The 12,732-nt window shown below is 66.6% G+C and carries 13 protein-coding genes; 9 read left to right on the top strand and 4 right to left on the bottom strand.

The genetic code is table 11. The features are described from left to right. The first annotated feature begins 5 nt into the window (after nucleotides 1-5). The gene (locus AC6RA4_RS03490) at nucleotides 6-1,172 is read left to right on the top strand and encodes a mandelate racemase/muconate lactonizing enzyme family protein (protein WP_500157429.1); all 1,167 of its coding nucleotides are present in this window, start codon (nucleotides 6-8) and stop codon (nucleotides 1,170-1,172) included. 93 nt (nucleotides 1,173-1,265) lie between these two features. Here the strand turns inward: AC6RA4_RS03490 and AC6RA4_RS03485 are convergent, their stop codons facing one another. The 4 genes from AC6RA4_RS03485 to AC6RA4_RS03470 form a co-directional block, all read right to left on the bottom strand. Continuing rightward, a complete protein-coding gene (locus tag AC6RA4_RS03485; protein WP_500157427.1) occupies nucleotides 1,266-1,736 on the bottom strand; it encodes a GNAT family N-acetyltransferase in 471 nt (156 codons plus the stop codon). 137 nt (nucleotides 1,737-1,873) lie between these two features. Continuing rightward, nucleotides 1,874-2,302 carry a DUF4345 domain-containing protein gene (locus AC6RA4_RS03480; RefSeq protein ID WP_500157426.1) on the bottom strand — a complete coding sequence of 143 codons (429 nt, stop codon included), beginning with the start codon at nucleotides 2,300-2,302 and terminating at the stop codon, nucleotides 1,874-1,876. 25 nt (nucleotides 2,303-2,327) lie between these two features. Beyond that, entirely contained in the window at nucleotides 2,328-3,155 is an 828-nt protein-coding gene (locus AC6RA4_RS03475; RefSeq protein ID WP_500157424.1) for an NAD(P)H-binding protein, read from the bottom strand. A gap of 109 nt (nucleotides 3,156-3,264) precedes the next feature. Beyond that, nucleotides 3,265-4,269 (bottom strand): AraC family transcriptional regulator, encoded by a 1,005-nt coding sequence (locus AC6RA4_RS03470; protein WP_500157422.1) that lies wholly within the window; start codon nucleotides 4,267-4,269, stop codon nucleotides 3,265-3,267. Nucleotides 4,270-4,863: 594 nt separating this feature from the next. On the opposite strand from AC6RA4_RS03470, the gene AC6RA4_RS03465 reads away from it, so the two are divergent. From AC6RA4_RS03465 to AC6RA4_RS03430, 8 genes are all read left to right on the top strand, one after another. Continuing rightward, nucleotides 4,864-5,052 carry a hypothetical protein gene (locus AC6RA4_RS03465; protein ID WP_500157421.1) on the top strand — a complete coding sequence of 63 codons (189 nt, stop codon included), beginning with the start codon at nucleotides 4,864-4,866 and terminating at the stop codon, nucleotides 5,050-5,052. 21 nt (nucleotides 5,053-5,073) lie between these two features. Continuing rightward, nucleotides 5,074-6,069 carry an ABC transporter substrate-binding protein gene (locus AC6RA4_RS03460; protein ID WP_500157419.1) on the top strand — a complete coding sequence of 332 codons (996 nt, stop codon included), beginning with the start codon at nucleotides 5,074-5,076 and terminating at the stop codon, nucleotides 6,067-6,069. Further along, nucleotides 6,069-6,845, top strand: a complete 777-nt coding sequence (locus AC6RA4_RS03455) for an ABC transporter ATP-binding protein (RefSeq protein ID WP_500157417.1) — start codon at nucleotides 6,069-6,071, stop codon at nucleotides 6,843-6,845. Before AC6RA4_RS03460 ends, AC6RA4_RS03455 begins: the two co-directional genes overlap by 1 nt. 1 nt (nucleotide 6,846) lies before the next feature. Next, the gene (locus tag AC6RA4_RS03450) at nucleotides 6,847-7,674 is read left to right on the top strand and encodes an ABC transporter permease (RefSeq protein ID WP_500157415.1); all 828 of its coding nucleotides are present in this window, start codon (nucleotides 6,847-6,849) and stop codon (nucleotides 7,672-7,674) included. Between the two features lie 121 nt (nucleotides 7,675-7,795). Beyond that, a complete protein-coding gene (locus tag AC6RA4_RS03445; RefSeq protein WP_500157413.1) occupies nucleotides 7,796-8,785 on the top strand; it encodes an isopenicillin N synthase family dioxygenase in 990 nt (329 codons plus the stop codon). An 85-nt stretch (nucleotides 8,786-8,870) separates the two neighbouring features. Next, entirely contained in the window at nucleotides 8,871-9,767 is an 897-nt protein-coding gene (locus AC6RA4_RS03440; protein ID WP_500157411.1) for a LysR family transcriptional regulator, read from the top strand. Nucleotides 9,768-9,799: 32 nt separating this feature from the next. Then, nucleotides 9,800-11,167 carry a cytosine deaminase gene (locus tag AC6RA4_RS03435; RefSeq protein ID WP_500157409.1) on the top strand — a complete coding sequence of 456 codons (1,368 nt, stop codon included), beginning with the start codon at nucleotides 9,800-9,802 and terminating at the stop codon, nucleotides 11,165-11,167. A gap of 54 nt (nucleotides 11,168-11,221) precedes the next feature. Further along, entirely contained in the window at nucleotides 11,222-12,214 is a 993-nt protein-coding gene (locus tag AC6RA4_RS03430; protein ID WP_500157408.1) for a DUF3604 domain-containing protein, read from the top strand. Nucleotides 12,215-12,732: the final 518 nt, after the last annotated feature.

Below are 12,732 nucleotides of genomic sequence, written 5' to 3'. Positions count from 1 at the left end.
TCACAGTGAAAATCCAATCCGCCCGCCCCCGCCGCGTGGGCCAGTTCCTCTTCGTCGAGATCATCACCGACAACGACATCCGCGGCTTCGGCGAAAGCGGTGCGTGGGGGCATCTGGAGGCTTCCGAAGCCGCGCTGCAGAAATATTGCGACTACCTGATCGGAAAGGATCCGCGCCGCATCGAATCTCACTGGCAGATGATGCACCGCTTTGCGCATTTCAACGGTGCCGCGGTCGGCGGCGCGATCTCCGCAATTGACATCGCGCTCTGGGACATCAAGGCCAAGGCCTACAATGCCCCGCTCTACGACGTTCTCGGCGGCGCGGTGCGCGACAAGCTGCGGGTCTATGCCCATGTTTATGCAAAGACGGTCGACGAGGTGGCCAACTTCGCCCGCGAGAAATCGCAGGAGGGCTTTACCGCGCTCGGTCACCTCAATCCATTTCTCGATGAGCCCGAGGACCAGCCCTATTTCCTCGGGCAGTCCGGCCTCGTGGAAATGGGTCTCGAGACCACCCGCCGATGCCGCGAGGCCGCGGGCCCGAATGTCGATCTGATGCTGGAATTGCACCGACGCCTGACCCCTGCGGAGGCGATCGCCTTTGCCCGCGAGGTGGCCGAGTACCGCCCCGGATGGCTCGAGGATCCGATCCGGCCCGAGAATATCGACGCGATGGCCGACGTTGCGGCGAAATCCCCGGTGCCGATCGCGACCGGTGAACGATACTTCAACATCTACCAGTTCAAGATGGCCATCGAACGCCGCGCGCTATCCTTCGCCCGGGTGTCGGTCGGGGTTTGCGGCGGGATCACCGCCGCCCTCAAGGTCGCGGCGCTTGCCGAGGCCAATGACGTCAAAGTTGCGCCGCACAACCCGATCTCGCCGATCGGTGTCGCGGCCTGCGCCGCGATCGGCTTCGCCCGCGACAATGTCCATATTCAGGAGTACCCCACCGGCTATGACAACATGGTGCTCGTGAGCACGCCGGAACTGCTCGGGCAGGCCGTGGTCGATGGCGGTTTCACCATCGACGCGGGCTTCATGACGCGGATCGACGACCGCAACGGTCTTGGCATCGAGCTGCGGGACGACGCCGAAGAGATTCGCCCCCCGATCACCCGGCAGGTCTCGATGCGGCGCCACCTCGATGGCGGTCTCGTCGATCAATAGAGCTGCGCCGACAGGCCCGACACGCCCGCCGGCGGCACCTTGTTCGCAGTCTCTGCGGGTGCCGCTGGTCAGGCAAGGGCGTCCCTGCGGCTCTCAGATCTCCAGCTTGTACCCGATATGGGTCGCGCGGAACCCCAGGCGCTCGTAGAAACGATGGGCGTCTGGCCGGGCCTTGTCCGTCGTGAGCTGAACCAAGCCGCACCCGCGCGCCCGGCATTGGCCGATCGCCCAGGCAAATATCGCCTCGCCCAGCCCGCCGCCCCGGCGGTCGCGCACGATGCGGACCGCCTCGATCTGACCGCGCCTCGTGCCGCCCCGCGACAGGCCCGGGATGACCGTGAACTGGAGGGTTCCGACGATCCGCGGACCCTCCTCGACCACGCAGAGAAGCTGGTTCGGGTCGGCGTCGATCTCGGCAAATGCCGCCCGGTAACAATCGTCGATCCCGGGCGCGGCGCGCTCACGCGAGGCTCCGAGCATGTCATCGGCCAGCAGCGCGATGATCGCGCCAAGGTCCGCCTCGGTTGCCCGACGGTAGTGCAGGCCTTCCATGATCTCCTCCATCTGTTTCCGCCCGCCATCATCGCGGCGCCAGCCCAAGAACGCGCACCCCGACGACAAGCCGTCAACGCCGCAATCCTGCGCGGGTCGACCCCGTTCGGCGATGGGTCTGGCCTGCGGCCTCCGGACCTTCGGCGGGCTCAGCGCGTGGATTGCGGCGTGGCAAGGCCGGGTGCGCTCCGCCAAAGCCGCCTGCGAAAGGCCGCGAGGCAGAGCAAGGCGATCATCACCTCTGCGACAAGGGCGCCGAGGACGCTGGCGGATGGCATCCCGTCGATGGCAAGCTCGACCAGCCGACCGGCCGGAAAGGCGACAAAGACCGTCAGCGCCACGGCCATGCCGACAGGCAGGAGCGCGTGCCGCCAGAGGCTCAGCAGCATCAGAAGGCCGCCCCCGGCGAGGCCGGCACCGGAAGCACGCAACTCGCTCAGCAGGCTGGCGTCGTCACCGAGCGTGATGCCATAGCCGGCATAGAAGGCGTGCGGCGCGATCAGGATCGACGCGCCGAGCCCGAGCGCGGTCAAGCCGGCAATCCCGAGCGCGCCTTTCTCGAACAGGGTGGGGCTCATGTCAGGATCCTCTCCTTTGTTGCTGTCAGGCCGTGTCGGCCCAGGCGCCGCCTTGCGCCGCGGTTTGGGCGAACGCCGCGAAGTCGCGAGGCGCGCGGCCGAGCGCGCGCATCACCCCGTCGGTGGTGTGGGCGTTGCGCCCTTCCAGTGTTTCGCGCGCAATGGCGGTGAACACGTCGGCGACAAAGGCGCCGCCAGCCTGCGCGATGTTGGCGTGGAACGCCTCGAAGCTGATCGGAACGTGTCGGATCGTGCGCCCGGTGGCCTGCGAAAGACTGGCCGCCATCTCGGCGAACCGCATCAGGCGCGGCCCCGTCACCTCGTAGAGCGCCCCCCTGTGCCCCTCCTCGGTCAGCGCGGCGACCGCGACATCGGCGATGTCGTCGATATCGATGATCGGCTCCGCCACATCGCCGCCGGGCATCGGAAGGACCCCCGCCACGACCGGATCGCGCAGGTAGCCTTCCGAGAAATTCTGCGCGAACCAGGCGGCCCGGACGATCGTGGCGTCGATGCCGGACTGTCTCACCACCTCTTCGCCCAACCGCGCGTGGTGTTCGCCACGCCCCGAGAGCAGCACGAGGTGCTCGACATCGACGTCGCGGGCGGTCTCGCAGAGGGACTCGAGCTTGTCCACGGCCCCGGGGAAGGCAAGGTCGGGAAAGTAGGTCACATAGGCGGCACGCGCGCCGCGCAGCGCCGCCGCCCAGGTCTCGGGCGCCTCCCAGTCGAAGGGCGTGGCAGATCTGCGCGAACCCCGACGCACGGGGATGCCGCGCGCCTCAAGGCGGCTGGCGACGCGGCGTCCGGTCTTGCCGGTTGCGCCGATGACGAGGATGTCCTGTTCAGTCATGGGGTCTCTCCCTTGGCAGCGATGGTGTCCGCCAAAGGGATAGGCGCGACGATGCCACGCGGTCTTGACCCGTGATGCCAGTCCCTTGACTGCCGCCGCCAATGCGCCGTCAGCGGCGGGCCATTGTCTTGCGATAGGTCGCGGGCGTTGTGCCGACCCAGCGTTTGAAGGCGCGGGTAAAGGCGCTCTGCTCGGAGAACCCGGTGAGGAACGCGATCTCCGTCAACGAATGGCGCTGGTCCCGCAGGAGCCCCTCGGCCAGCTCGCGCCGCGTGGCCTCGGTGAGGCCCTGAAAGCTCATGCCGTGTTCGGAGAGGCGCCTTTGAAGGGATCGCGCGCTGAGCCCGAGGCCGGCTGCAATCGCCGCCATTTTCGGAGCTCCCTCGCTGAGCGCCTGCGCGATGGCCGCCTTTGCCTGCGCGACGAGCGCAGGCTCCCGGGTGATCTCGGACATTTGCGCCTCGAGATGCGTGGTGAGGTAGAGCGAGATCCCCTCGTCCCCGAGGATGTTTGGCCGGGCCAGCATCTCGTCGGCATAGAGGATCGCGTCGTATTCGGCCCCGAAGCGCACCGGGCAGCCGAACCACGCCTCGTGCGCGGCAACCGAGCGCGGCGCCGGGTGCCGGACCAGCACCTCCAGCGGCGTCAGCGGCACCGGGCAGACCTGCCGCGCGATCGAGACGGCGCTCGCGAGGGTCGCCTCGTTCGACAGCCGCATCCCGAGGCGCCGCTCTCCCGCCCGATGCAGGATGAAGAGCGTGCCAGCGGTCGCGGGACGCAGCTCGTACTCGACCACGCTGGTCCAGAGACGCGCATAGCGCTCCACCCGCGCATGGGACGCCCGCAGCGTCGTCGCGGCCTTGAAGGCCAGCCCGAGCGCGCCGTATTCGTCGAGCCGCATGGAGGCTCCGGTGCGTACCGGAAGATCGGTCACGTCGATCTGGTCCGCGATGCGTTCGAGCATGTCGTAGTAGCGCTCGGCCGGGATCATCTGCCCGGCGTCGAGAGGCGCGTCGGCAGATATCCCGACACTGGCCAACATCGCCGTCGGATCGATCCCGTCGCCCGCCGCGGCGACCACCTTTCGCGCAAAGAGCGACGTCACATACCCCATGCCCCGCACTCTACGGGTCACCTGTTGGGCAGCCAAGCGCGCAATGGGCCCGGGAACCGCGCGGGAGGGATCTTCGCTCCTCGCCGGTCTTCACATCCGGGCGGCGCCATCACGGCGGAATACCGCGCGTCGTCCGGGTGCCCGAGCCCGGGCGCGCAAGACCCGCCGCGCCCGATCTGCGATCCCAGCGGGTCAGACCCCGAGGGTGACTCGCCGCTCTCCGTCGACGCCCCCTTCGCGGATTCCGTGACGATACGCTTGCAGACCGCGCACCCGGATCGTCGGAATTTGTCGAGATCAGCGTTCTAAAAATCAGAACGGTCAAATTTGTTACTCCGGCGCACAGCGAACGCCGGGCCGGAGGCTCCGGAAAAGCTATATAGACCTGCACCTTACAGGCCCTCAGCCGCATCACGCGAAACGCGATCCCGCGCCGACCGCGAGATGTGCTCAGAAAATCAGCGCTCCTGAAACCGGCAGTTTCCCGTTGATTTGCCTCCAGCCTCTGTTCCAGAAATGAGGCCACGAGTAGAAGCGGTCTGGACGTGGTCCTGGACATTGCTCGCCAGTAGTTCCGACTCTGACGAGGCCAATATGTCCAACAAGATTTTGCTTTTGCAAGACAATCCAATTTCGAAACCCATTGCGGCACATCGTTGCCGGGCCTGCCTGCTGTGCGCGGATCCGGAACGCCAACGCTGTGCACGCAGCCGGATGCGCGCCGACGGCTATACCGAAGCGCAGATCCGGCGCATCCAACCGTCCGACAAATCCGCACACTGACGGACCCCAAGGGAGAGGCCCATGACGTTCAAGACATCCATACTTTCGGCGCTCGGCTGCACGGTCGCAGCCTCCGCCGCCCTCGCCGGCGACCCGGTCACCTTCCAGCTCGACTGGCTGCCCGGTGGCGACAAGGCCCCGATCTACGTCTGCCTCGATCAGGGCTTCTGCGAACAGGCCGGGCTCGACGTGACCATCGCCTCGGGGCGCGGGTCCTCGGATGCGATCTCGCGCCTTACCGCGGGCTCGTCCGATATCGGTATGGCTGATCTTGGCGCCCTGATGGCCGCGAAGGCGCAGGAAGGGGTGGCCGTGACCGGCGTCATGTCGGTCTTCAACAAGGGGCCGCATGCCTTCTATACCGTCAAGGGCAGCGGCTTCGACACCGTCGCGGACGTGAAAGGCAAGACGGTCGCGACCTCGCCCTTCACCTCGTCCAATGTCTACCTGCCGCTGGTGCTCGAGGATGCCGGGCTGACCGCGGCAGATCTCGAACTGACCAAGGCCGATGCGGGCGCGCTTGGCCCGATGCTGATGACCGGGCAGGTCGATGGAATCGTCGCCTGGATGACCGATCTTTCGCGCTATCAGGGACAGGGGAAGAACGCGGGCAAGGAGATCGTCGCGCTGCCGTGGTCGGCCGCCGGCCTCGATCTCTACTCCGCCTCGCTCATCGCCAATGACAGCTTCCTCGCCGAGCAGCCGGACTTGGCCGAGCGCTTCATCGCGGCGTTCAAGAAATCCATCGAGTTCTGCCGGACCAACCCTGAAGACGCCGCGCAATCGGTGGTCAACCTGGTGCCCGAACTGGAGCACGGGGACGTGGTTGCCTCGCTTAAGGACGCGCTGCCGCTCATTTTCAACGAGGTCACCGAAGAGGACGGTCTTGGCGTCTTCGAGCCCGGACGTCTCGCGGCAACATGGGCACGCGTGTCTAAGGCGCAGGAGCTGGAGGCCGCCGCCACCGATCCCGAAAGCTTCGTGACCCGCGCCTTCCAGCCTGGCGGGGAAGGCTGATGGAGACACCCGCCGCCATTCGCTTCGACCGTCTCGGGCAGGTGTTCGAGAACGGCTCGGGTCGTATCGAGGCCCTGCGCGATGTCAGCTTCGAGGTTGCCCGGCACGAGTTTCTCGCCGTGCTCGGCCCCTCGGGCTGTGGCAAGTCCACGCTTCTGCGCATGATTGCCGGTCTGCTGGAGCCAAGCTCGGGCGCGGTCGAGGTGTTCGGGCGGCGGGTAACCGGCCCGCGCGAAGACATCGGCATCGTCTTCCAGAAGCCGACGCTCCTGCCGTGGGCCAGTGTCGAGGACAACGTGACCTTCCCGGTCCGACACAAGCGCGGGCGGGTCGGAAGCCATGACCGCGACCGCGCGCAGGACCTGCTGCGCATGGTGGGGCTCGAGGGCTTCGGGAAACGCTTGCCCGACGAGCTTTCGGGCGGGATGCAGCAGCGCGTCGGTATCGCCCGCGCGCTGCACATGGATCCCGACATCCTGCTGATGGACGAGCCGTTCTCGGCGCTGGATGCGCTCACCCGCGAGGAGATGGGCTTCGACCTGCTGCGCATCTTCGGAGAGCGCCCGAAGACCGTGGTCTTCATCACCCATTCCGTCAGCGAAGCCGCGCTTCTGGCCGACCGGGTGCTGGTGATGACCGGTCGCCCCGGCACCGTGCTGACCGAGCTTCCCGTCCCCGTGGCGCGTCCGCGCGGCCGCGAGACGATCAAGGACCCTGCCGTGACCGAGCTTGCGTCGCGCCTTCGTGACCTCCTGCTGCAAAGGGAAGCCGCCTGACATGAGCCTCTCCATGCCCGATTTCTCGCGCCCCGCACGCGCCGCGCCGCGCCGCCCGGACCTCCGCCGCCTCCTCGCCGCACCCGGCGTCGCCGCGGTGCTTGCCATCCTCGGCACGGTCGCCCTGTGGGAGCTCGCCGCGCGCGCGCTGAACATCCCCGGCTACCTTCTACCGGCCCCCAGCGCGATCTTCTCGACCTTCCCGAGCATCGGCGCCGGGCGCTGGGTCGGGCATGTCTGGGCCACGCTGCGGGTCGCTCTGATGGGCTTTGCGCTGGCCATCGCGATCGCGGTGCCGCTGGCCATCGCTCTGGTGCGCTCTCCGGTGCTGAACCGCACGCTTTACCCTCTGCTCGTGATCGTGCAGTCCACGCCCGTGGTGGCCATCGCGCCGATCATCATCGTGGTGCTGGGTGCGGGCGACGCGCCGCGCATAGTCATCACCACGCTGATCTGCTTCTTCCCGCTCGTGGTCTCGACCGCCACCGGCCTTGCGGCCACGCCTCCCGAGCTGATCGAGCTGTCGCGCAGCCTGCGCGCCCCGGCCATCCGCGAGATCACCCAGATCCGCCTGCCCTTCGCGGTGCCCTACATCTTTGCTGCGCTGAAGATCTCGGTGACCCTGTCGGTCATCGGCGCGGTGGTGGCCGAATTCTGCGCCTCGGATGCCGGGGTCGGCTACTTCATCCAGTTCTCGACCTCGATGTTCAAGCTGCCGCAGGCCTGGGCCGGGCTCTTCGTCCTCGCCGCCATGTCGTTGGCCCTGTTTCAGGCCGTGGTGCTGACCCAGAAGCTGCTCTTCCCGTGGAGCCTGCCCCGCAAGCGATGACCCCATCCGTGCCGGCTGGATCCCGCCCGGCACATCCCCCCGGAGTAGAAGCGGTTGGGCCCCGGCCCGGACATTGCTCCCCAACCTGCCGGTGCGTCCGGCGACCTACCTGGAGACTGCAATGAGCACGACTTACGACCTTGCCGAGCTTAACAAGGAAACCACCATCGGCGGCATCGGCAGCACCATCGAGCGCGAGGTGCCCGCCATCGACCTCTCGGACTTCGAGACCCGCAAGCACGAGATCGCGGATGCGCTTTGGGAGGCGGCCACCGGCATCGGCTTCTTTCAGGTCTTCAACCACGGCATCCCCGAGGCCGATATCGACGCCGCCTTCGATACCGCATGGGAGTTCTTCGAGCTGCCGCGCGATGTAAAGGCGCAATACCCTATGCCCAAGGGCACCAACGCGGGCTGGGAGTTCAAGGCGCAGGTGCGGCCCTCGACCGGCACGCCGGACAACAAGGAAAGCTACCAGATCACCCGCCCGAACATGGCGGGCCTGTGGCCGACCGAGGAGGAACTGCCGAACTTCCAGGAGCGAGCTCTGAAATTCGAGCGTCAGAACTGGGAGCTCGGGATGCGCATCCTGTCCTGCTTCGCGCTCAAGATGGGCTTCGCCGAGGATTTCTTTACCAAGGCGCATGATCCGGCATCGGACCAGTATCAGTCGACCCTGCGCCTGATCCATTACATGTCGATGGAAGACGCCAAGCCCGAGGACTTCAAGGCGTGGCGCGCCGGGGCGCACAGCGACTTCGACTGTCTGACCATCCTACACCAGAAGGAAGGCGAAGGCGGGCTTCAGGTCTGCCCGGGCAAGGACGCAGAGTCCAACGCATGGACCGACGTTCCGCCGCGCCGCGGCTACATCACCTGCAACATCGGCGACATGCTGATGCGCTGGTCCGACGACCAGCTGCAATCGACGCTGCACCGGGTGCGGATGCCGCGCGACGGCGAATACAAGGGCCGCCGCCTGTCGCTGCCCTTCTTCTGTCAGGCCAACCGTGACGCCGTGATGCAGGGGCCGCTCGGCAAGTACGATCCCATCACCGCGGGCGACTACCTGACCATGCGCATCAACGCGAACTTCGCGGCGAAGAAGTAAGGCGTTGAGCATGGGCCTTCCGGGTGACAACATCGCTGGCAATCGCAGGGCTCCGGCCCCTGCCCGACCGGGGTTCGGAAGGTCCATGCTGCACGGCCGCGCATTGCGCTATATCGACGAGGTGGCCCGGCAGGGCTCGATCCGGAAAGCCGCGCGCGAGCTGAACGTGGCGGCCTCGGCGGTGAACCGGCAGGTGCTCGAGGTCGAGGCCGATTTCGGCGTTCCGATCTTCGAGCGGCTGCCGCGCGGGCTCAAGCTGACTGCACCGGGCGAGCTCTTGATTGCCCATATCCGCGAGACACTGCGCGACCACGACCGCCTGCAGGCGCGCATCCATGCGCTCAAGGGTCTGACCCACGGCGAGGTGGCCGTCGCCACGATGGCGACGCTCGCCGCCGGACGGCTGGCCGAGGTGGTGTCGGAATACCGCGAACGCCATCCACGCGTCGAGTTCAAGATCACCGTGTGCGACCGGTCGCAGCTCATGGAGATGGTGGCCTCGGGCGAGGCGGAGATCGGCCTCGGCTACAACCTTCCCGAAGACAGCCGGCTACGGTTCTCGGCGGTGTTCCAGCACCGGCTGGGAGCGGTGGTGGCAACCGATCATCCGCTGACCGCGAAGCCCAACGTGCGGGTCTCCGACTGCATGATCTACCCGCTGGTGCTTGCGGCGCACAGCCTCTCGCTTCGGGGACGCATCGAGACCCTCGCTCCCGCCAACGAGGTCCTGCGGCCGGCGGTCGAAACCAACTCTACGGAAATGATGAAACGGCTGGTCCGCCGCCCGCCCAACGTGACCTTCCTCAATCGGGTCGACGTGGATCAGGAACTGCGCGACGGCGATCTCGCGTTCCTTCCCCTGCTTGCCGCCGCGGGACGGCAGCGGCTGAGCCTCGTGCATCGCAGCCGTGGCGCCCTCTCTTCGGCCGCGGACGGGTTCATGCAGGCGATCCGCGAGCATTTCGGCGGCACCGAGGCCTGAAACCGCAAGACTACACACGGAAAGACATTCAGATGACCATGACACCCCCCCGCCAGCTTGTGGAGGCACTGGCGGCAGGCGGCGACCTGCTGCTCAAGAACATCCGCTGCCCCGCGGCGCTGCTCGTCGACGGTGCCCCTCAGGGCGCGCATATCGACCAAGATGGCGCGGTCGGCATCGACATGCTGCTGCAGCGCGGCCGGATCGCGGCACTTTCTCGGTCGGGCGGCCTCCCGGCCGAGGCTCGGACCGTCGATCTGGGCGGGCGGCATGTCTGGCCGATGCTCGTCGATGCCCACACCCATCTCGACAAGGGCCACATCCTTGGCCGCGCCCCCGCGTCCGGTGGCACCCATGCCGGCGCGCGCGAGGCGACGACCCGCGACCGTCTCGCCCACTGGCGGCACGACGACCTGATGCGGCGCATGGCGTTCGGGCTCGCCTGCGCCGAGGCGCATGGCGTTGCCGCCATCCGCACCCATCTCGACAGCCACGAGGGCCAGGGCGAGACCACCTGGGCCGCCTTCGACGAAACCCGCGAGAGATGGAAAAGCCGCGTTGCGCTGCAAGCCGTGGCGCTGGTGCCGCTCGACGCATGGGGCTCGGACTACGCGCCGCGCCTCGCCGACCTCGTCGCCCGGCACGGCGGTCTGCTCGGAGGGGTCACGCGCGCCTCTGGCGGCACGCACGGCTCTCTCGACGACATCGACACGCTGCTCGACCGGCTCTTCACGCTGGCGAAGGAGCGCGATCTCGACATCGACCTGCATGTCGACGAGGCCGCAGAGGCCGGAGCCCTGCCGCATGTGGCCCGCGCCACCCTGCGGCACGGCTACGAGGGCCGGGTGACATGCGGTCATTGCTGTTCGCTCTCGCGCCTGCCCGAAGATCGGCAAACCGAGACCATCGCGCTGGTGAAGCAGGCGGGCCTCTCGCTCATCACCCTGCCGACGGTCAACATGTACCTGCAGGATCGAAAGCCGGGGCGCACGCCGCGCTGGCGCGGGGTGATGCCGCTTCTCGAGCTGAAGGCCGCGGGCGTCCCGGTTGCGGTCGCCGGCGACAATTGCCGCGATCCGTTCTACGCCTACGGCGATCACGACATGCTCGACACGTGGCGCGAGGCGGTGAGGATCATGCACCTCGACCATCCCTTCGCGGACTCCGCGGCACTGGCCGGCACCGCCCCCGCCGCGATCACCGGTCTCGAGGCCGGAAGCCTCGGGATCGGACGCGCAGCCGACCTCATGGTTCTGAACGCGTGGCGCCTCGATCAGGTCATTGCCCGCCACCAGAGCGACCGCCTGCTCCTGCGCAAAGGTCGGCTGCTCGACATTTGCCCGCCGAGCTATGAATTGCTGGCCGAGCCCGGTCCCCACCCGCTCCGACAATCGGCCTGAGCCACGCGCGGCACAGGGTCGGTTCAGTCAGGATACAGGCGCCTCAGCGAGGTGATGAAAGGCAGGGATCCAGGTGCCGCTGGTTTCTGCCCGAAGCTGCCGATCTTCGTGGTCATCGGCTTCGAGCTGTGGGACTATACACTGGAGTCGAGCGCCACGCCCGCCCCCGAGCACCAGGTCGGCGGCTACATGCGCGAAGCGTTGATCCGCGGGATGGCCCTCGAGTCGGAGGGCAAGGGCAATCCGTTCAAATACGCCTTCATCGGCGACAGCGATACGCACAACTCGGCATCGACGATCGAAGAGAACAACTACACCGGAAAGTTGGGCTTCGAGAACAATCCCGAGCACCGGCTCGATGGCCCTCCTGGTGTCAGCGAAGCGGGGGCACAGGAGGTCCGTGAGTTCAGTTCCGGCGGTCTGGCCGGGGTCTGGGCCGAGTCCAACACGCGTGAGGCGATCATCGACGCCATGGTCCGAAAGGAAACCTTTGTCACCTCCGGCGTTCGGATGCGAGTCCGGATGTTTGGTGGATTCGGCTACTCCGAGGGCGTGATCGAAAGCGCGGACTGGCTGAAAGCTGCTTACGATGGCGGCGTGCCCATGGGCGGCGATCTTCCCACAGCTCCGGAGTGTGCGGCGCCGACCTTCCTCGTTGCTGCGCTCAAAGAGGCGAATGGCGCCAATCTCGATCGGATCCAGGCGATCAAGGGTTGGGTTGAGAATGGCGAGCAGAAGGAGGCCATCTTTGACGCTGCGCTGTCGGATGGCCGCACCGATGGCAGCGAGCTGGTTGGCAACACGTTTAACGTAGCCGAGGCAAGCTACACCAACGACATCAAGGCCGCGGAGCTGATGGTCGCCTGGACTGATCCCGAGTTCGATCCTGCTTTGCCTGCGATCTATTATGCACGTGTCCTTCAGATCCCGACGCCGCGCTGGTCGACCTATGATGCCAAGCAGCTAGTTGTCGAAGTACCGGACGGACTGCCGACCGCGATCCAAGAGCGCGGATGGACGTCGCCCATCTGGTATGTGCCAGAGTGACGTGACTGCTGCGCTCGAGGGCTTCCGCAAAGACTTCGCTTGGCGCTCGTTGCTGTTTCGCGGAGCGCGCCTGATGATGCGCTGATCCCGGTGATGCGCTTCGCACAAGGGAAGACTGAGCGCAGCTTGGACCGGAGCCGTGCGTCCCAGCCGCTTTCAGGCTACTTATCACGTCGAACAAGGCTGGGCTATGCGCCCCCACAGGATATGAGCATTCCAATGCGCTGGCTGGATGTCCCGAGTAGACATGGACCGGCAGGGCCGCGATCTTGTAACGCTGATGACGAGCGGTAATCTGCACGTTGGCTGCCCCCGAGATCTTGGTTAATACGGATCGTTTTCCTGGCCAGGGGTCGAGAGAGGGTCGCACTCTTCAAGGGCACCACCACGGCCACCCGAAACAATGCAATTGAAGGCTTCAGTTCGGACACTACGCATGCAATGCTTCCTGAAGTTGCACTGAGTATTCCCGATAGCATCTTGAGGTCAGTTCATGAAACTCACGCGTTTCCATGCCC

The sequence above is a fragment of the Salipiger sp. genome (genome assembly GCF_059781815.1).
The sequence above is the reverse complement of the archived record's forward strand: the minus strand, read 5'-3'. Positions and strand labels throughout refer to the sequence as shown.